Consider the following 19,047-nt stretch of genomic DNA (forward strand, 5'->3'; position numbering starts at 1 on the left):
TGCTGAAACCGCCACCCGCCACCGGAGCCCGCCATGCATGCCGACCTCTCCGATCCCACCCTGCTGCGCCTCAACGAACACCCGCAACGCCGGCAATTGAACAGCGAAGCCCATGCCCGGCCAGCGCTGCAGATCGCCGCCGATAACCGTCTCAGCTACCTCGCCTATCTGCATCGCCACATCAGCCATGAGCAGGAACTCTGGCTATACCGCGAGCTGGCGCAACAGCTGGAACTGCCCGCCCCGGACCCCAAGGCCAGCCAGTTTCAATTGCAAGCGCCGTTTGGCCGCGTGCGCTGGGAGCGCCACGGCGAGTTCTCCACCCTCAGCGTGCAGGCCCATGGCGCGGAAACCAGCCCCTTCGCCCAACCCGCGCTGCAGGCGCTGCCCGCCGGCTGGCTGCCGCTGCTGCCCGGCAATATGCTGGTGGCCGCCCACGCCGCGCTGCTGCCGCCCGGCGCGCTGCCGCTGCGCATCGAAGACCTGGCCGCGCAATGCTTCAACGGCCACGAACTGGTGGGCGCGGAAATAGGCGATGGCGCCGGCCGCGCCTACACCGACTTCCGCATCCACGCAGATGGTTTCTCCCGCTATCTGCTGGCGGACTTCTACATGGGCCGCCGCCAGGCCGGCCGCATGCTGCAGCGGCTGCTGGAGCTGGAAACCTACCGCATGCTGGCCCTGCTGGCCTTGCCGGTGGCCAAGAGCATCGCCCCGGAACTGGCCAAGGTGGACGAAGAACTGGCCGAACTCACCGGCGCCATGGGCGATGCCGGCGCCGACAGCGAACCGCAGCTGCTGCATCGGCTCACCGAGCTGGCCGGCGCCACCGAAAACGCGCTGTCCCGCACCGATCACCGTTTCAACGCCTCGCTGGCCTATTACGACATCGCCCGCTGCCGCATCGCCGAACTGCGCGAACGCCGCATCCAGGGCCTGCAGCCCTTCCAGCAATTCCTGCAACGGCGGCTGACCCCGGCCATAGACACCTGCCGCGCGGTGGCCGCGCGGCAGCGCGCCCTGGCCGAGCGCGTCAATCGCGCCACCGCGCTGCTGCGCACCCGCGTCGACATCCGCCGCGAACGGCAGAACCAGGCCTTGCTCACCTCGATGGAACGCCGCGCCGCGATGCAGCTGCACCTGCAGCAAACCGTGGAAGGCCTGTCCATCGCCGCCATCACCTATTACAGCGCCGGCCTGATCGGCTACCTGCTCAAGGGCGCCAAGGCCGCCGGCCTGGCGCTCAATGTGGAACTGGCCACCGCCGCCGCGGTGCCCTTGCTGGCGCTGGCCATCGCCCTGGGCCTGCGCCGCGCGCGCGCCGCCTTGCGCCGCCATGGCGCGGTCGCCGGCATGGAACACGGCTGACACCTGTCACTTCAGCTATCCCTCCACCTGCCCGATATTAGCTATACAGGTAGCAAACTCCGGACAGCGAACTTGGCGGAGCCGGACTGGTCAGTTCATCATGCCGCCCCAGAACGGCATGGTGGACAAGCCACTACTCATTACGCCCGCCCCTCGCGCCGGCGCTCAAGACAAAGGAGAACACCATGCATGACCCGCTCTGTCTGGACATGCCTCCAGTGGCGATCAGCCCCAGCCTCACCGCCTCGCTACGCCAGTTGGACAGCTATCAAGCGCCTCTTTCTCTGGAGCAAATCCATCGTTTCCACAATGCCTTGCAACTTGGCCTAGAAGATCTGCAGCCCTTCCTCCAGTTCAGCAATGAGCGCTACCGCCGCAACCAGATCTACCTCAGCCCTCACTGCGAGCTCTTGCTGCTGTGCTGGCGCAGCACCCAGCGCAGCCGCATCCACAATCACCGCGGCAGCCTGTGCGGCCTGCGCGTGCTGCAAGGCTGCGCCACCGAAACCATCTTCGAGCGCACCGAGCATGGCCTGGTGTACGCGGTGGAATCCCATCGCCTGGCCACCGGCAGCCTCACCATCAACGGTAATCTGGACATTCACCAGATTTCCAATCTGCAGCCCTACGGCGAAGACCTGATCACCCTGCACCTGTATTCGCCGCCGCTGCGCAAGATGGAACTGTTCAGCCTGGAATCCACTCAGGTGGAACAGCCGGGCGATTCGCTGAGCTGGGTATACGAAATCTAAGCCATGCCCTCCAATCTCGCCGCCGAACTGTTTCCCGACCTGCTCACCCACTTTCCCTGGCTGGAAGGCGGCCAGCCTCCGTGGCTCTGGCTGAACCGGCTGCCGGACAGCCTGAGCCGCGTGCACGCCGCGCTGGATCCGGCCGAATGGACGCTGGACGGCGATATCGCCATCCACCACAGCGCCATGATAGAAGCCGGCGCCATCCTCAAGGGCCCGCTGCTGATCGGCCCCGGCTGCCGCATCGCCGCCCACGCCTATCTGCGCGGCGGCGTGGCGCTGGCCAATGATGTGACGGTGGGGCCAGGCTGCGAGCTCAAAACCTGCGTCATCGGTCCTTACTCGCGGCTGGCCCATTTCAACTTCGTCGGCGACGCCGTGCTGGGCGCGGACGTCAATATGGAAGCCGGCGCCGTCATCGCCAATCACTGGAACGAGCGCCGCGACAAGACCATCACCGTGCGCTGCCGCCAGCAGGCGTGGACCTTGCCGACGCAGAAGTTCGGCGCGCTGGTGGGCGATCACAGCCGCATCGGCGCCAACGCCGTGCTCTCCCCCGGCACCTTGCTGCCGCCGCACGCGGTGGTGGCGCGGCTGGCCTTGGTGGAACAGGACCCGATCCTGGATTGACAAGCAGCCGCAGGGCCCGCGGCCCCTCCAAGCCCGGCCTCAACCCGGCTGTTTCCAACGCTGCGCCGGCACCAAGGCGGCCATCTTGTCCGGATGGCCGCTCAGCGTCGGCGTCTGCTGATAGCCCAAGGCCTGCAGCTCCTGCCGCACCTCGGCGATCAGCGCGGCAAAACTGAGCGGCTGCGCCGCCGCCCGCAGCCGCTTGGCCAGGGTGAAGGTGAACGCGCCGTAAGCCGCCGCGCCGTGGTTGTACTCGGACGCCAGCTCCGCCTGCCCGGCGGCGAACAACAGCAAGGGCACATACGGCCCGGCGTGGCCGTAAGCGGCGGTGGCGGCCTTGAACGCCGGCTCAGAATCCGTCCACAAGGCCTTGGCCTCGCCCAGGCCATGCCGGCGCAGCTGGATCGCGTCCGCCGGCGCGACCCGGTCCGGCAGAAAGGCCCTGCCCGCCTGCGCCGCCTGCTCGGCGAAATCCCTGGGCACCCACATCTGATGCCGCGGCTCCCAGCGCAGCATGCGGTGACGCACATCGTCCGGCGGATCGATGCCGCGCACCGTCCGCCCGCCGCGCGCCATTCCCCCGGCATAACAGCAATCGAAGATGGCGACGAAATTGGCATCGTACGGCAACTGGCTGTAATAGCGGTAAAACTCCTTGTCGGTGAAGGCGTGCTCCGGCTGCCAATCGAAATCCACCGGCACCAGGGTTTCATCGCTGCGGTCCGGCTGACCGTCGGCGCCGTAGTGCGGCAGCTCCGCGCCGTGGCCGGAATAGAAAAACACCCGCTCATCGCCCGGCCCCACGCCGTCGGCCAGCCAGTCCAGCCGCTCCAGCAGCGCGTCGCGCGTCGCGCGCTCATCGCTCAGCACCCGGATATCGTCGGCGGCGAAGCCGCATTCCTGCAGCACCGAACTCATCAGATAGACATCGTTGACGCAGCCGTTCAGCCGCATTTCCGGCTTGGGATAGGCGTTGATGCCCACCAGCAGCGCGCGGCGCCGGGTGCGCGCCGCCGCCGGCAGCAAGGCCTGGACCAAGCGCGGCGCCGGCGCCGCCAGCGGCAGCAACTGCGGCAGCGCCTCGCCGCTCAGCCGCGACTGCGCCAGGTAGACCGCGCCGTCGTGGTTCAGCGGCGGGTCGGAGAAGGACTGAGTCAGCACATGACTGCGGGCGTCCTGCCAAGGCAAGGGCCAGGTGAACACCCGATCCAGCGGGTTGTATAGCTGAAACCATTGGCTGATGCCCTGGCCGTCGGCGTCGTATAAGGGCTCCAGCCGGCCGCCCAGCGCCTGGCGCACCGCCGGATTGGCCAGCTGCGAGCCGAAAGTCAGCAAGCCGCGGCCATTCAACGCCGCCGCCTCGCCGCCGGCCACCATGCGCCGGAACAACTCGTAACAGGCCATGCTGCCCAGGCTGTGGGCACAGACCAAGTCCGGCTGGAAGGCATCGAACTGCTGGCGCAGCGTCGCCGCCAGCGCTGCCCGCAAGTCCGCGTTCTCCACCCATTGCAAGGTCATGCCCGCGGTCCAGCGCAACACGCTCTCCATCTGGTCCAGGCCATCCAGCAGGCCCTTGTCGTCCTGCGGCGTCAACGCTCCGGCCGCCAGCGCGGCCAAGCCGCGGGCGATGGTCCAGGCGTCCAGCGGATACTGCTGGAACATCGCGTCGTAATCCGCGTACTGGAACTGGAAGGCCCGGCTACAGCCCGCCTGGCGCGCGCTGGCGCTGAACGCCTTTTCCCAGCGCTCCTTCCACGCCTGCTGCTCCGCCGCGTCCTGATGGCCGACCCCATGCACCATCCACACCTTGATCGGGCCGGCCGCCTCCCGCGGCGCCGGCGCCGCTTGCAGCAAGGCCGAGGCCCTGGCCTGATCGCTCAGCCGCGCCTCGATCTTGTCCACCTTGCGCAGCAGCCCGTCCGCGCTGGCGGCCTGCGGCGACAGCAAGGCGCGCGCGCCCGGCTCGGTATCGCCGACGCCCAGATAGTCCGCCAAAAAATCCACCATATAGGCCAGGGCCAACTGATTGCCATTGGGCTGCGCCGGCGCGGCGGCTTCCTGCGTCAGCGCCCGCTCCGCGCCCATCGCGCGCGCGGTCAGCACCGGCGACGCGGCGCGCGGGCTGGCCTGGAACAAGCCCGAGAACGGCTGCTTGAGCATCTCCGCCTGGCAGCGCGCGCCCAGCGCCGGCAGCTGCCATTTATTGCAGACATAGGCCAGCAAGCTGCTGTGGTCGTACACCGCATGATCGATGCCCGGCTGCAGCCATGGCGACGCCAGCACCGCCGGCACCCTCACGCCTAGGCGATCGAAGCCGAAGCCCAGATCGCCGTCCGGCCCCTTGGGCGCGACCCAGTCATCCGGCGGCAGCGCCGGCGGCGGCGCCACATGATCGAAAAAGCCGCCGTGCTCGTCATAGACCACCACCAGCAAGGTCTCCCGCCACAAGGCCTGGTTGCCGCTGAGCGCGGCGTAGACATCCGCGATCAGTTGATCGCCCAGGCCGATATCGTGCGGCGGATGTTGATCATTGGGCTTGTCGGCAAAGGGCAGTTGGAAGAAGCGCGGCTCGATGAACACGAACTCGGGAAAATCATTCGGCTGCGCTTGCGCCACATCCGCGGCGAAGCCGGAAAAGCGCTGGCGCAGGTCCGGGATATCCCAGGTCTGCCGCAGCAGCAGCGACAGCGAGATATCGTGGTAATAAATGCGCGAGCGTTTGCCGGCATCGTGCAGCCGGTTGAAAATGGTGTCCATGTCGTAGTGGCGGAACAGCGTGGGGATTGTCGCCACCCCCTCCGGCATGCGCAGATTGCCCTTGGTGGTGCCAGCCACCGCGAAAAAGCGGTTGGGCCAGGTGGGGCCGGGAATCGACGCGAACCAGTGGTCGCACACCACAAACTCCCGCGCCAGCGACTGCAACACCGGAATCGCGCCCGTGGCGCTGGTATTCAGCGGGAAATACGCCATCGCCTGGCTGATGCTGTCGCGCAGCGTTTCGGGCTTGAACTTGGTCTTGAACACCCCGTAGGCATTGGCGGCGAAGCCGTTCATCACCGGCGCGGCCAGATCGCCGCCCAGTTGCGCCTTCACGTCCAGAAACTCATGGCTCGGATCAAAATCCGCCGCCTCCCCCAGCGACTTGGCGTCCAGGCTGGCCTTGGCATTGCCGCTGAACGGCAGCGGCGCCGGATCGTCGGGAATATGGCTGGGATGCCGGGCCACATAGGCCTGGGCATTCTTCACGCCTTCCAGCCCCAACAGCTTTTGGTCCAGATCGCCCAGCAGATGATCGAAGGACCGGTTTTCCAGCATCAGCACCACGACGTGGCGGATTGGATCGTTCATTGCGTGTCTCCCGGCATTGCAGCAAGTCCGCGTTCTAGCCCATGGCGACGCCCGCCGCGCCATTCCGCGCGGCGGACTTTGGACTGGTTCTAACTATATTTGCCAGCCAACGACAGCGCTGCCCGGCAAACTACCTAGTCGCCGCCTTGACCGCCCCGCTGCCGCTGGGCACAATCCCCCCCATGCCGCCACAACCGCGGCATCCAGATTGGCGTCTGGTATTACCTCGGCCGCGCCGAAGCCTTGGCTTCCGCTCGCATCTTCATGGCAAGCAGCATCCTCCATGGCGATGAATTGCTAGACGTCGATCCTGCGCCCCTTAACGGGTTCAGGTGTCTTGATCTTGTAAACGACAGGAGAAGCACCATGTCCCAAACCTTTCCAAGCCGCCGCCACTACCGTCCCGGCACCCAGCCCGTACCCCATCAGGAACTACCCTTCGCCGCCCTCGTGCCGGACCGTCCGCGCGTGCACTGCTGGCAAGTGCCGCCCGCCGACGACTATCACAAGGCCTATCGCATCGGCCGCGAATTCGCCGGCCACTACATCCAGTATCTGCAGGACAATCCCAACAACCTGGGCAATATCCTGCTGGGGCGCATCGCCGGCGACGTCGACTTCGAGGTCCAGGGCGCGAGCAAGGGTTATTGGGCCGGCTTCTTCGCGCTGATCGAGCAAGTGCTGCTGTTCCCGATCGACATCTTCGACTACATCGACCGTCTCAACACTCAGGAGGACGCGCTGCGCGAGATGATGGCCAAACGTCCGGGAAATAGTAAATAACTTAAGCAGCGCCTAAAAAAGAAACACCCCGCCCGCGGGGTGCTTCTTTTGGCGGCCAGCAGCGCCGTGGCGCTACACCAAAGTTGGCGGCAGGCTGGCCTCGGGGTTCTGCGCCCTGACGAATTCCACCACCAGGCTGAACAAGGGCGAGGGCCGCCGCTTGAACAGCGGGCTGACGCGAGAATCCAGCAGCCGCAAGCCCCCGCGCGGATGGGTATCGGCTTTCAGCCACAGGCGATCCACCACCCCTCTATTGCCCTGGCCGTACGTCAGAAAACGGACGGCATCAATGGCGGCGACATCGACCTCGCGCCAGCGATATTCTGTTTCCACATTCACATAAGCGATCTTGCGGCCCAGCCAGTCCAGCCGCACCCGCTGCAAAAACACGCCGCAACCGGCAACAAAGGCCATCAGATTGATGCCCAGCAGCAGCACGCAGCTCCCGATCAAATCCTGATGCATGCCGCCATCCGGGTCGTGGTACAGGACCCAGCTCATGGCGATGGATACCGCCAGCACCATGAGCTGGGTATGGAATACGATGCGAAACCCGGTCAGCAGGGTTTGGCTGGAAGAATGTAAATCGGTCATTGCTCAACATTGCCATTACGGAATATTCACGCCCGGCCGGCATCACGCAGCGGCGGGAGCATGGGGTGGAATATAGTGCCCTAGTTCTGTGCCTATCTTCAATCCGCAAGCAAGCCGCCGCGGGATGAAATCAGCCCAGGCTGGGCGCTGCCGGGGCAAAACGTTAGAATCCCGCAAACCGCCTGCTCTCATTGCCGCCGCAACCTCATGATATTTTCCATCTACGATCTCATTTTCCTGCTCAGTTCCGACTGCTTCAGCCCATATTTGTTCGAGAAGCCGCACAGGCCATCCATGGAAGAGATACGGCGTATCGCCAGGGAGACGAGCCTGGCCATCATGGCCGATAGCGTCTGTTATTTCGAAACGGCGGACTTCTCCGCGGAAGGGATCGCTGGCGTTCAGCAACGCTTTCTGGCACAGCTGGAAACTAGTATCGACGACACCGACGCCATCAAGAAAACCAAGCGGCTGATACGAATCCTGGAAAATGTCGATGAGCAACGAACCCTTGCCGAAAACTTCCTCGCCAGCACTTGCGCGCACCTTTACTGGCTGAACACCGCCTGTCTGACGCAAGCCCTGGACGACATTCTGCTCGGCATCGCCGCCAAGGTGGAGCCCGTTGGCCTGACGACGCCCGCCGCCCACTCGCTGGACTGGTCGGCCATCAAGGTCCTGTGGCAAAACGCCCGTTCCGAATGGGATGGCTATTTGAAAAGCATCACCGCCGAAGTGCCAGACGGCCTCTGCTCCGCGTTCAAGCATTTGTTAGAGGATGGCCAGGCATTGGACTTTATTCATCATTGGCAGCAGGTGTTGAATCCTGACGAACGCCGCTACTTGATGGCATTCCTGAGCCGGGAGGGGGAACAAGGCCTTGCCATCAACCCGCGAGCCCGCGATGAATATCGGGCCATGATTCATGCCTTATGAGCCAGGCGGGCAAAGCCCGCAACTCACGACAGATGACACCGCAATGGATGACAGCGACTTTATCAAGCTATTCGAAGCTGAAGAAGAACTTGCCCAAGGCAGGGATCACGCCATCAAAGACCTCATCCCCCTCATGGAGTCCAAACAGGATATCGATGGCACTCCGGTGCTGTTCATCGTGGCGGGAGGGGAACACGCCCTGGACTACCTGATGGCCAAGCACCCTCATCTGCTCGCGCAAGAGGACCGGAACGGGTTCAGCTTATTGCACACGGCCACCGCCGGCGGCTCCGATGTCTGTTTTGAGAAAGTGCTGGCTTTTTTCGCTCAGGCTCGGCGTTTGAACGCAAAAGACAGGAATGGACTGAGCCCGCTAGCCATTGCCGCCAAACTAGGCAACGCTCATAGAACCGGCCGCCTCATCGCCCAGGGCGCCGAGGTAGCAAGCCCGCTGCTCAAATCCAGCCCGTGGTATCAGGCCGTGATCAATATCCACGGCGAGGATGCGGCCATGGATTGCCTGCGCGTCATCCGCGACAGCGGCAACACCATCACCGCAGATGAACAGCAGGTGCTGCTCGCGGTGGCCCGCTCTCTTGGCAACAGCCAGCTGGAACACTGGCTCCAGCACCACCTAGACACTCAGTAAAGCAGGCTCAATGAAAAACAAGCTCCAGCTATCCCGCTCCATTATCAGCTACGACGCGCTCAGCGATGTCGCTGAAACCTTCGACCTTGGCGATGAGGAGTTCCTGTTTTCCTTGAAAGAAGACATGCTGCAGATCAGTTGCCCGTCGCTAGACACCCTGGTCGATGTCGGCTGGTATCCGGAATTCAATCCGCGCGGCCGCTTCCGCATTTATGTGATCCAGCATGAAAACTGGGATCAGCCGCTGGAGGAAAGCACGGCCCAGAATCTGCCGCAGCTATTCGACGCGCTGGCCGCCATCATTGAACGACATGCGCTGTAAGAACCTGTTTACGATCCGCCGCGCGTCGTGAGACCTCACACGGTGAGTACGTCTTCGAAATGCTCATGTACCACCTGTACATTCCGCTTTTTCGCTCGTTTCCGCCTGGCCTCGCCTTGGCTCGCGAGATCGTAAACACGTTCTAACGCTGCGCCGAGGCTCGGCTAGTAACGCGGTTTCTCGAATAGCATCTTCAGCGCCAGCCCACCTAGCACCGAACCCATGATCCAGCGTTGCGCCACGCCCCAGGCCGGGCGCTTGACGAGAAACGCGGCCATGGAGCCAGCGCTCAGCGCGATGATGGCATTGACGCTGACGCTGATCAGGATTTGGGTGAAGCCAAGCAGCAGCGACTGGGACAAGACATTGCCGCCGGCCGGGGATAGGAATTGCGGCAGCAGCGCCAGATACATCACGGCGATCTTTGGATTCAGCAGATTGGTCAGAAAGCCCATCATGAACAGCTTGCGGCTGCTGTCCGGCGCCAGCTCGCGCAGCTGGAACGGCGAACGGCCGCCGGGTTTCAAGGCCTGCCACGCCAGGTACAGCAGGTAAGCCGCGCCGCCAATGCGCAGAGCGTCGTAGGCATAGGGGATCGCCAATAGCAGGGTGGTGATGCCCAAGGCCGCGCACAGCATGTAGAACACGAAGCCCAAGGCCACGCCCGCCAGCGAAATCAGCCCGGCCCGCTTGCCCTGGCAGATGGAGCGCGAGATCAGATACATCATATTGGGGCCGGGGGTGATGACCATGCCCAATGAGACCAGCGCAAAAGCAAGCAGATTCGAGTATTCCGGCATTGTCGCTCCCAATGATAGGTTTGCATTTCACCCCGTTCCCGCGCGCCCTTGCGGCGGCGGGGAGCGCTTATGCTACACGACTCCAGCCCCGGCCGTGTTCACTTCTCGCGCCCCCGCCGCTGCTCAGCCGCTCAGGCCCAGCGCTTTCCGCAGCTGGCCGCCGGCGATGTCGAACAACGCGCCCGCGGCCGGCGTCAGTCCCAGCATGTGGATGCAGCCATGGACCATGCCGTCCAGCTGCCGCAGCGTCGCCTTGACGCCGGCCGCGTTCAGCCGCGCGGCGTAGTCCTCCGCCTCGCTGCGCAAGGGATCGAACTCGGCGGTCAGAATGGTCGCGCTCGGCAGGCCGGCCAGGCTAGGCGCCAGCAGCGGCGACACATAGGGCAACGCCCCCTCCGCCTCTTCGGAGAGATAGGTATCGAAGCAGAAACGCATCAGCTCCCGCGTCAGGTAATAGCCATCGCCGTAAGCCTGATAGGAGGCGCTGTCCATCTGGTGGCTCAAGGCCGGGTAGATCAGCAGTTGATGGGCGATGGCCGGGCCCGCCAGATCGCGCGCCAGCAGGCAGGCCGCGGCGGCGAGGTTGCCGCCGGCGCTGTCCCCGGCCACGCCCAGCCGCTTGGGGTCCAGACCTAGCGCTTGCGCGTTTTCAAAGGCCCAGCACAGCGCGTCGTACACATCGTGCAGCGGCACCGGATAGCGGTGCTCGGGCGCCAGCCGGTAATCGACGGACAACACCACGCAGCCCGTGGCCTGGGCCAGCGCGCGGCAGGGGTTGTCGTAGACCTCGGCCGAACCCAGGCACCAGCCGCCGCCATGGGCGAACACCAGCGCCGGCTGCGCCGCGTCGCGCGCCGCGCAGGCCTCGGGCCAATAGCCGATCACGCGCAGCGGGTGGCCGTCCCGCGCCCTCAGCTGGAACACCTCCACCCGCGCGACGCGCGCCAGCGGGCCATGCTGTTGACGCAGCCCGGCGTCGGTGTCGGCGCGCAGCCGCGCCATGTCCATCGGCGCGCCGGCCTCGCCCGCCGCCGCCTGTTCCAGCCAGTGTTGAATCTTGCTATCCAAGGGCATCTCAGGCCTCGCTTTCGAGGAAGGGCAGCAGTTCGGCGATGAACGCCTCGGCCGCCTCCTCCATGATGAAATGGCCGCAATCCGGGATCACCACGCCGCGCAAGTCGTCGGCCCGGCCGCGCATCGTGTCCAGCGGCGCGTTGCCGGTGGCGTGCTCGGCGCCGATGGCGAGCACCGGCATGGCCAGCTTGCTTTGCGCGCGCAGCTGGTTCTGACGGATGGTTTCGGGAATCGCCCGGTAATAGGCGAAGCCGCCGCGCAGGCCGCCCGGCGAGGAGTAGGCGTCGATATACACCTCCGCCGCCACCCGGTCGCGCCGCCATGACCAGCGCTGGAACATGAAGTCCAGGTAGGCGCGCTCGCGCCCGGCGATCAGCGTTTCCGGCAGATCGGCCAACTGGTTGAACATGAAATGCCACAGGAAGATGTTTTCTTCCGGCGGCGCGAAAATCGACGGCGCCGGCGCCAGGCCAGGGATCACCGCCTCAGTCAGCGCCAGCCGGCTGACCACGCCGGGGTGATCGCTGGCCAGCGCGTAAGCCAGCCACATGCCCACATCGTGGCCCACCACTTGGTAACGCTCGTGGCCCAGCCGGCTCATCACCCGGTGCAATGTGGCGGCGGCGGCGCCGGTGTCGTAGCCGCTGTCCGGCCGGCTGGAAAATCCAGTGCCCGGCGGGTCCACGGCGATGGCCAGGAAGCCATGCGCGGCCAAGGCGCGCATCACATGGCGCCAGGCATACCAGGTTTGCGGCCAGCCGGGGATCAGCAGCACCGGCCGGCCCACGCCGGCGGTGACCACATGGACGCGCAGGCCGTCCAGCCGCACGTAGTCGTGAATGAAATCGGATTCGGTGTCGATAAGAGGAAGTGCCGACATCTGTAGTCTCGCTGAGAAAGTGGATGGAAAGTCAGGCGATGCCCAGCATCGCGCGGATTTGAGACTGATCGACCGCGGCGCCGGCGAAGTCGTCGAACACGCGTTCGGTCACATGGATGATGTGGCGATTGATGAAGTCCACGCCCTCGCGCGCGCCGTCCTCCTGGTCCTTGAGGCAGCATTCCCACTCCAGCGTGGCCCAGCCCTCGTAGTCGTACTGCGCCAGCTTGGAGAAGATCGCCTTGAAGTCCACCTGGCCGTCGCCGAGGGAACGGAAACGACCGGCGCGCTCCGTCCAGCCGCTGTAACCGCCGTAGATGCCTTGCCGGCCATTGGGTCGGAACTCGGCGTCCTTCACATGGAACATGCGGATGTGCTCGTGATAGATGTCCAGGTAGGCCAGATAATCCAGTTGCTGCAGCACCAGGTGGCTGGGGTCGAACAGCATCTTGCAGCGCGCGTGCTGGTCCACCTGCTCGTAAAAGCGTTCGAAGCTGGTGCCGTCATGCAGGTCTTCGCTGGGGTGGATTTCGTAGCACAGATTGACGCCGTGTTCGTCGCAAGCGTCGAGAATCGGCCGCCAGCGCCGCGCCAGTTCTTCGAAGGCGGTTTCGATCAGCCCTTCCGGCCGTTGCGGAAACGGGAACAGATACGGCCAGACAAAGGAGCCGGAAAAGGTGCCCATCTCGCTCAGGCCCAGCCGCCGCGAGGCCTGGGCCGCCTGCCGCAGCCGTTGCAGCGCCCAGGCGGTGCGCTCCGCCGGCTTGCCGCGCAGGCTGGGCGGCGCGAAGTTGTCGCACATCGCGTCGTAGGCCGGATGCACGGCGACCAATTGCCCGAAGATATGCGTGGTCAGCTCGCTGATCCGCAAGCCGTGCGCGGCCAGCGTGCCGGTGATTTCATCGCAATAGTCCTGGCTGGCGGCGGCCCGCTCCACATCGATGAAGCGGCTGTCCCAGGCCGGGATCTGCAAGGCCTTGAAACCGGTGCGCGCCGCCCAGCCGGCAATGCCGTCCAGGGTGTTGAACGGGGCTTGATCCGCGCCGAATTGCGCCAGATGCAGGCTGGGTCCTTTGAGGGTTTTCATGTATCGTCCTTAATTGTTTGTCAATCGACAAATAATAGACAAGGCCAGGACTACACGTCAACAGCCGGCCGCGATAAAATTCTGCCCGGCAAGATGAAAGCGAGAGGAAAAGATGGCAGGCAGGCCTAGGGAGTTTGACCGGGACCAGGCGTTGAAACAGGCGATGCTGGCCTTTTGGCGGCGCGGCTACGAGGGCACCTCGATGTCGGATCTGGTCGCGGCGCTGGGCATCGCCTCGGCGCGGATCTACGCGGCATTCGGCAGCAAGGAGGACTTGTTCCGCGAGGCGGTGGCGCTCTACACCGCCGGGGACGGCGGCTTCGCCGATCTGGCGCTGCGCCAGGAGGCGGATGTGGCCGCCGCCATCGAGCGCATGCTGCGCGACGCGGTCATGCTCTACACCCAGCCGGATTCGCCGCAGGGCTGCATGGTGGTGTCGGCGGCCACCAATTGCTCGGAGCAGAACGACGGGGTGCTGGAATGGCTGCGCGCGCAGCGCCATGAACGCACGCAATCGGTGATGGACCGGCTGCGGCGCGGCGTCGCCGACGGCCAGCTGGGGCCGGATACCGATGTGGATGCCCTGGGCGATTTCTACGCCGCGCAATTGCACGGCATCTCGGTACAGGCGCGCGACGGCGTGCCGCGCGAGCGGCTCTTGGCGGCGGTGCGCGTCGCGATGACGCCGCTGCTGCAGGCGGCCATCAAGCGTTGAAGCCCGGCCGCCTGCGCCGGTTCAAACCTTACCGGCCCGCGGCCACTCCGGAAACAAGGCCTCGGCCAAATGCATCGCGCGTATCGGCAAGCGGTGCGCCCAGGGGCGCACCTGGGCGGCGCAGCGGCTCCAGTGCTCGTGGCTGAAGATCCGGCTGGGCGCGCCGGCCACCCATACCGCCAGCGCCAACGCGGCGCGCAGCGTGTCCGGGTCCGAGTTCAGGCCGGCATGAGCCTGGGCCGCGGCGAGGATGGCTTCGCCTGACGGCAGCGGCGCGCCGGCGGGAAACCCCAGCCGCGCCAGCGCTTTATCTATGCCCGGGCTGCGCACGGTTTCCGACGCGGCGGCGGCGGCCAGCAGCAGGCCGGCCGCCTGCGCCGCATTGCCCATGCACCATTCCGCCAGCAACGCTTGCGCCGCGCGCGGCGCCGGCCAGTTTGCAGGGCCCTCCTCTTCCAGACGGGCGACATCCGGCAGCAGCGTCGCCAGCGCCTGCCGCACCCGGCGCGCCACCACCGGGCTGTTGCCCTGATGCCAGAAGTTGAAGATCAGCGCGGCGCGCGGCTGGCGCGTCGGCGGCGTGACCGAATGATAGGACTGAGCGCCCATTTCGAAGCCGACGGCCAGATTGGGATACGGGCGTATGCTCTGACAGATGGCCTCCGGATCGTCGCCGGCATGGATATTGAACAGGCCGCCGTCTTCGGGACTCAGATCATGGGTGAATTGCAGCACCACGCGATAGCCTTCATCGCCAAGGCCGGGGCTGTCGTTGTGCACGCCGATGCGCTGGCCGGGCAATTGGCGGCGGCCTTGCACCTGGATGTCGTCCGCCGACAGCGGCGCCTGGAACAGCGTCTGGACACGGCCGCGCATTTCGTTCAGAAAACCGCTGTGCAAAAAAGCCGGCGCCTCCGCCCGCTGCGCATAGTGCCGGCGCAGATCCAGCCGGCTGGCGACGCTGACTGCGCTCTGCTCCCACGGCAAGGGACCGCCGAGCACGGCGGCGGCTTGCGCCGCCACGGCCTGGTCCAGGCTGTCCACACAGAGGAAATGGCGGTACGGTCGTTCGAAGAACAGGATGTTGTCCAGCATGGCGGGCCTCCGTGCCCAGTAGAGTGCGCCTTGCGGGCACAGGCCAATGCTGCGAGCGCCACCGGCAAGACCCCTGAATGCGTTAAGACCCGCTAACAAAACCCCTGATCCTGCGTTGCGCCTCCTTGTCGTACTACTTGTACTGCCTGCGTCGGCGCGCCTTGGCTCAGGTGCGCTGCGCGGTTTTGTTAGCGGCTCTTAGAGCCTGTTTACGATCTGCTGCGCGTCGGCGGGATGGATAGAAATGGGCGTTGAAACCGAGCTCAGTGCTCATGTACCATCTGTACATTCCGCTTTCTCGCTCGTTTTCGCCTTGTCTCGCCTTAGCTCGCGAGATCGTAAACAGGTTCTAAGCCTCTTGGCCGTGGTCGCTTTACAGGGGTTTTGTTGGCCGCTCTAAATCTCCCGCATCAAAAAGCAGCGCCGATTTACACCAACGCTTTAACTATATTCATGCGTCCGCCATAGTTCTGTACGTTAAATTACCTACCCCGAACATCAGTCTTTCCCGCCTTGCGGCCCCGCGCCATCCCGCAGCCGCCAGCCTTCGGGGCCCGCTTCCAGCCAGCCGTCCAGTTCCAGCGCATCCAGGAAGGCATCGTCGTGCGACACCACCAACAGCCCGCCGCGATAGCCGCGCAGCATCGCTTCCAATGCTTGCAGGGATGGCAGATCCAGATGATTGCTGGGTTCGTCCAGCAGCAAGAGCTGCGGTGGCGGGTCGGCATAGAGCGCGCAGGCGAGCGCGGCCTTCAGCCGCTCGCCGCCGCTGAGCTGACCGCTGGGCCGCGAGGCCTGTTCAGCGTCCAAGCCCAGCTGGGCCAGCAACATGCGCAGCCGGCCTTCCCCGGCGGCGGGATTGACCGCCAGCAGCTGTTCCGCCGCGCCGCGCGCCGGGTCCAGCCCGGCCAGGTTCTGATCCAGATAGGCGCAGACCGCCTGGACGCGGACCTGGCCGGCGCGCGGCGGCAATTGCCCGGCCAGCACCTTGAGCAAGGTGGATTTGCCGCAGCCGTTGGCGCCGATGACGCCGATGCGCCGGCCGGCGCCCAGACTGAGGCTGATGCGGCGCGTGGCCTGCGGCGCGAACGGCAATTCCACCGCGTCCAGCGTGAACAGCGCGCGCGGCGCGGCGCGCGGCTGTGGCACGGCGTGCACGGTGATCTCGGCGGCGCGCTCCACTTGGCCGGCGGCGTCGCGCACCGCCTGCGCCAGGCGTTCGCGCGCGGCGTCCTGCTGCTGACGCAGCTTGCCGGCGCTGCCTTCGCTGCGCTCCTGCTGGCGGCCCAGCAGGATCTTGGCCTGGTTGGCCTCGCGCCGGCCCCGCTCGCCGCTCGCCTGTCTGCGCTCCAGCCGCTCGCGCTGTTCGTGCAATGCCCGTTCTTCGCGCTGGCGTTCATGCTTGCGCTGTTCCAGCAGCGACTGCGCTCGGGCCTGCTGCTGCGCCTTCTGCGCGGCGTAAAAGGCATAAGCGCCGCCGTAGCTGGCCAGGCCTTGCGGCGACAGTTCCACGATGTTGTCCATCTCTGCCAGCAATTGGCGGTCGTGGCTGATCAGCAGCAGGCCGCGCGGCCAGCGCCGCAGCTGCTCGATCAGCGCCAGGCGCTGGGGCCGGTCCAGGTGGTTGCTGGGTTCATCCAGGATCAGGAAATCGGCGCCGGAGAGCATGGCGCCGCACAGCGCCACCCGGCTGGCCTCGCCGCCGCTGAGCGTCTGGGCCGGTGTATCCACGCGCACATGCTCCAGGCCGCTGCGCCGCCATTCGCTTTCCAGCCGCTGCCGGAGGTCCCAGCGCTCGGCCAGCAGTTCGAAATCCCGCGCCTCCACGCTGCCGGCCTCGATGCGCGCCAGCGCGTCCAGCGGCGCTTGCAAGCCGGCCAGGCCGGCGGCGGTGGTCTGCGGCGACGCGGCCACTTGCTGCGCCAGATAATGCACCGGCCCGCTGCGCAGGCAGCGGCCGGCGCTGGCTTGCAGCTGGCCGACCAGCAGGCGCGCCAGCACGGTCTTGCCCACGCCGTTGCGGCCCACCAGGCCGGTGCGCTGGGGCTGGAACACCATATTGAGATGGCTGAACAGAATCCTGCCGTCGGGCAGCAGATAGGACACGTCGTCCAAAGTGAGATGGGTGTGCGTCATGAAGCTTCCAGGGATGCCGAACATTCCCCTGCGCGCAGGGGGCGGAGAACGTGGCCGTCCAGGAGGACGGCGGCATCAATGGCGCATCGGACGAAAACCTCGGGGCAAGATTGGGTCGCGCAACGGGGCGGTCGCGCGCGAAACCAGTATGGTAGCGCGCGCCGGGCCGCGCGCCAAGCGGGACAGGCAGGCCCTGTCCCGCTTCCGGAAGCGCTTCAATCCTCCTGTCTCATCGCTCGCCAACGCGCGGCGGGCTTTGAACAGGCGCTCACACCAGCTTGGCCAACATCATGTCCGCGGTCTGCAAAGCGCCCTCCACCCAGCCCTGGGCGTCGGAATAGGCTTCGCCGCACACATACAGCGGCTGGCCGTCCAGCGGCTGGATGATCTGCCGTTTCACTTCCCAGCTTTTCACCCCGATGTTCCAGCTGTTCCAGCCGCCGCCGAACGGATCGTCGCCCCAGTCGCGGAAGGCGGCGTTGCGCACTTTGGGCGTGTAGGACAGGCTGTGCATCACCGTCAGCTGGCGGGAAACTTCCTCGGTCATCATGCGCGGAGCCTTGTAGCGGTGCCAGCTCAGTTCATTAACGCGCACATGGTCGTCCGCGCCGATGAAGGGATCGGCCAGCTCGGCCACCTCCTTCCCCTCCTTCCAGGCGCTGTGACGACGGCCGCGCAAGCCGTCCCAAAAGCCGGTGTTGTCGCCGTCGTCGTAGCTGGCCAGCAACATGGCGTGGCCGTGCAAGGCGGGCTGGCCGTTGCTGCGTGGCCAGTAATAGGTCTGACGTATCGGCAAATCGGTGACGGAACGGCCGGACTTGACCGGCACGTAGTCGCCGTCGGCCGTGTTATAGCCGGTATTGAGCCACCAGGGGCTGTTGTAGGTGGTGAACAGCTTGAACAGCGGCCGCGGGGTGACGCTGGCGATCAATTCCTTGAAGCGCGCCGACTCCTGCAGCCAGGGGCTGGTGGCGGACAAGAGCTCCAGCGCGCGGCGCGGCATCGCCAGGATCAGGGTTTTGGCAGACACGGTCCGGCCCTGCGCCTGGAACTGGAAGCCCAACTCGCTGCGCGTCACGCCGCTGACCGGCGCTTCCAGGCGCACCTCGCCGCCGGCTTGTTCAAACAGCTGGGCCAACACCAGCGGCACTTGCTGAAAGCCGTTGCAAAACCCCTTGTATTGGGCCGATACGCCGAAATCCGACAGAAACCAGGGGATGGCGTCGGCGGCGTTCCAGTTGCACAGCGTGGTGTCGTAACCGCCGGTGTCTTCGGCGTATTGATAGGCTTCGCCGGTGATCACGCGGAACAACACGTTCCAGAAACCCTGCTGGTACAGCGGCACGCCGCCGAAGCTGGCGCTCTGCGCCATCAGCCGGCGCTCTTCCTCGGTCAGCGATTTATTGGTGATGCCGGGCACGATTTGCTCGATGGCGTCGATGATGACGGCGCCGCCGGTTTGGCCCCGGTCCAGGAAGTTGAGCCGGTACGGCACTTTGTCCGGTTCGGTGGTGAAGTCCTTCAAGCGCAGGTAAACCCCGCGCAGATAGGCGATGTTTTGCAACTCGTCCACCGGGAAGCAGTAGAGTTCGATCTGCTCCGGCTCCGGCAACAGCGCGTTCAACTCCTGGATCAGGTCGTAAATCAGCGGCTGTACTGTCGGCAGGATGCGCATGCCGCCCAGTTCCGCCACCATGTCCGGGATGTCCGGCGGTCGCACCGACAGCAGGCGGCCGCCGATGTGATCGCTGGCCTCGAACACCGCGATCTTGCTCTGGGGATAATGCTGCTGCAGCCGCCAGGCGCTGTACACGCCGGACACGCCGCCGCCGACAATGGCGATGTCGATGTTTTCGCTAGCCATGTTTGCTCGTCCTC

The 19,047-nt window shown here is 65.5% G+C and carries 17 protein-coding genes; 8 read left to right on the forward strand and 9 right to left on the reverse strand.

The window, feature by feature from the left end:
* The first annotated feature begins 33 nt into the window (after positions 1-33).
* The 3 genes from ACE3QM_RS09310 (at position 34) to ACE3QM_RS09320 (ending at position 2,750) form a co-directional block, all read left to right on the forward strand.
* Positions 34-1,368, forward strand: a complete 1,335-nt coding sequence (locus tag ACE3QM_RS09310; protein WP_374421500.1) for a DUF3422 family protein — start codon at positions 34-36, stop codon at positions 1,366-1,368.
* 185 nt (positions 1,369-1,553) lie between these two features.
* The gene (locus ACE3QM_RS09315; protein ID WP_374421501.1) at positions 1,554-2,120 is read left to right on the forward strand and encodes a cysteine dioxygenase family protein; all 567 of its coding nucleotides are present in this window, start codon (positions 1,554-1,556) and stop codon (positions 2,118-2,120) included.
* A gap of 3 nt (positions 2,121-2,123) precedes the next feature.
* Positions 2,124-2,750 (forward strand): LpxA family transferase, encoded by a 627-nt coding sequence (locus ACE3QM_RS09320; RefSeq protein ID WP_374421503.1) that lies wholly within the window; start codon positions 2,124-2,126, stop codon positions 2,748-2,750.
* A gap of 39 nt (positions 2,751-2,789) precedes the next feature.
* On the opposite strand, the gene ACE3QM_RS09325 is transcribed toward ACE3QM_RS09320, so the two are convergent.
* Entirely contained in the window at positions 2,790-6,098 is a 3,309-nt protein-coding gene (locus ACE3QM_RS09325) for an alkaline phosphatase family protein (RefSeq protein ID WP_374421504.1), read from the reverse strand.
* 366 nt (positions 6,099-6,464) lie between these two features.
* Between ACE3QM_RS09325 and ACE3QM_RS09330 the strand changes: the two genes are divergently transcribed.
* Positions 6,465-6,881, forward strand: a complete 417-nt coding sequence (locus ACE3QM_RS09330) for a hypothetical protein (protein WP_231465288.1) — start codon at positions 6,465-6,467, stop codon at positions 6,879-6,881.
* Positions 6,882-6,953: 72 nt separating this feature from the next.
* On the opposite strand, the gene ACE3QM_RS09335 is transcribed toward ACE3QM_RS09330, so the two are convergent.
* Entirely contained in the window at positions 6,954-7,475 is a 522-nt protein-coding gene (locus ACE3QM_RS09335) for a hypothetical protein (RefSeq protein WP_374421505.1), read from the reverse strand.
* Positions 7,476-7,682: 207 nt separating this feature from the next.
* Here ACE3QM_RS09335 and ACE3QM_RS09340 point away from each other — a divergent pair, with 207 nt between their 5' ends.
* Genes ACE3QM_RS09340 through ACE3QM_RS09350 form a run of 3 tightly spaced genes read left to right on the forward strand, consistent with a single transcriptional unit; the run spans position 7,683 to position 9,382 of the window.
* On the forward strand, positions 7,683-8,411 hold the full coding sequence (locus tag ACE3QM_RS09340) for a hypothetical protein (RefSeq protein ID WP_374421506.1): 729 nt from the start codon (positions 7,683-7,685) through the stop codon (positions 8,409-8,411).
* Between the two features lie 43 nt (positions 8,412-8,454).
* On the forward strand, positions 8,455-9,060 hold the full coding sequence (locus ACE3QM_RS09345) for a hypothetical protein (RefSeq protein ID WP_374421507.1): 606 nt from the start codon (positions 8,455-8,457) through the stop codon (positions 9,058-9,060).
* A gap of 10 nt (positions 9,061-9,070) precedes the next feature.
* Complete coding sequence (locus tag ACE3QM_RS09350; protein WP_374421508.1) at positions 9,071-9,382, forward strand: hypothetical protein; 312 nt, start codon at positions 9,071-9,073, stop codon at positions 9,380-9,382.
* Positions 9,383-9,546: 164 nt separating this feature from the next.
* Here the strand turns inward: ACE3QM_RS09350 and ACE3QM_RS09355 are convergent, their stop codons facing one another.
* The 4 genes from ACE3QM_RS09355 to ACE3QM_RS09370 all read right to left on the reverse strand — a co-directional run bounded on the left by ACE3QM_RS09355 (position 9,547) and on the right by ACE3QM_RS09370 (position 13,223).
* A complete protein-coding gene (locus ACE3QM_RS09355; protein ID WP_374421509.1) occupies positions 9,547-10,182 on the reverse strand; it encodes a LysE family translocator in 636 nt (211 codons plus the stop codon).
* Between the two features lie 123 nt (positions 10,183-10,305).
* Positions 10,306-11,250 carry an alpha/beta hydrolase gene (locus ACE3QM_RS09360; RefSeq protein WP_374421510.1) on the reverse strand — a complete coding sequence of 315 codons (945 nt, stop codon included), beginning with the start codon at positions 11,248-11,250 and terminating at the stop codon, positions 10,306-10,308.
* Positions 11,251-11,257: 7 nt separating this feature from the next.
* Positions 11,258-12,136 carry an alpha/beta hydrolase gene (locus ACE3QM_RS09365; RefSeq protein ID WP_374421511.1) on the reverse strand — a complete coding sequence of 293 codons (879 nt, stop codon included), beginning with the start codon at positions 12,134-12,136 and terminating at the stop codon, positions 11,258-11,260.
* Between the two features lie 31 nt (positions 12,137-12,167).
* On the reverse strand, positions 12,168-13,223 hold the full coding sequence (locus tag ACE3QM_RS09370; RefSeq protein ID WP_374421512.1) for a sugar phosphate isomerase/epimerase family protein: 1,056 nt from the start codon (positions 13,221-13,223) through the stop codon (positions 12,168-12,170).
* 112 nt (positions 13,224-13,335) lie between these two features.
* Between ACE3QM_RS09370 and ACE3QM_RS09375 the strand changes: the two genes are divergently transcribed.
* Positions 13,336-13,938: a TetR/AcrR family transcriptional regulator gene (locus ACE3QM_RS09375; RefSeq protein ID WP_374421513.1), complete on the forward strand. Its 603-nt coding sequence runs from the start codon at positions 13,336-13,338 to the stop codon at positions 13,936-13,938.
* Positions 13,939-13,959: 21 nt separating this feature from the next.
* Here the strand turns inward: ACE3QM_RS09375 and ACE3QM_RS09380 are convergent, their stop codons facing one another.
* The 3 genes from ACE3QM_RS09380 to ACE3QM_RS09390 form a co-directional block, all read right to left on the reverse strand.
* Positions 13,960-15,033 (reverse strand): 2OG-Fe(II) oxygenase, encoded by a 1,074-nt coding sequence (locus tag ACE3QM_RS09380; protein WP_231460677.1) that lies wholly within the window; start codon positions 15,031-15,033, stop codon positions 13,960-13,962.
* Positions 15,034-15,531: 498 nt separating this feature from the next.
* A complete protein-coding gene (locus tag ACE3QM_RS09385) occupies positions 15,532-17,169 on the reverse strand; it encodes an ABC-F family ATP-binding cassette domain-containing protein (protein WP_374421514.1) in 1,638 nt (545 codons plus the stop codon).
* Positions 17,170-17,437: 268 nt separating this feature from the next.
* The gene (locus ACE3QM_RS09390; protein WP_374421516.1) at positions 17,438-19,033 is read right to left on the reverse strand and encodes a flavin monoamine oxidase family protein; all 1,596 of its coding nucleotides are present in this window, start codon (positions 19,031-19,033) and stop codon (positions 17,438-17,440) included.
* Positions 19,034-19,047 lie beyond the last annotated feature (14 nt).

The organism is Chromobacterium sp. (assembly GCF_041912965.1).
Classification (GTDB): Bacteria; Pseudomonadota; Gammaproteobacteria; order Burkholderiales; family Chromobacteriaceae; genus Chromobacterium; species Chromobacterium aquaticum.